Raw genomic sequence first — 269 nt, 5'->3', positions numbered from 1 at the left:
CTCCTGCGACTTTCATAAGTTTGAAAGCATTCCCAATTTGTCCAGTAGATTGCATGTGTGGACCACGGCAAAGGTCAAACCAATCACCTTGATAATAGATTTTTAAATCTTGATTGTCGGGAATACTATCGATAAGTTCAACCTTATAAAGTTCGTTTTTTTCAGAAAAAATTTCTCTGGCTTTTTTACGAGACCAAATTTCTTTTCTGAAAGGTTTATTACGTTGGATAATTTCATGCATTTTCTTTTCAATAATGGTGAGATCATTC

The 269-nt window shown here is 33.8% G+C and carries 1 pseudogene; it reads right to left on the bottom strand.

The window, feature by feature from the left end:
- Positions 1-269: pseudogene (locus tag ACFIK8_RS12290) on the bottom strand (threonine--tRNA ligase); the annotation flags it as partial.

The organism is Bartonella sp. MR168JLCBS, from assembly GCF_042194175.1.
Note: the sequence above shows the minus strand (reverse complement) of the source record. Positions and strands in the feature narration are given on the sequence as shown.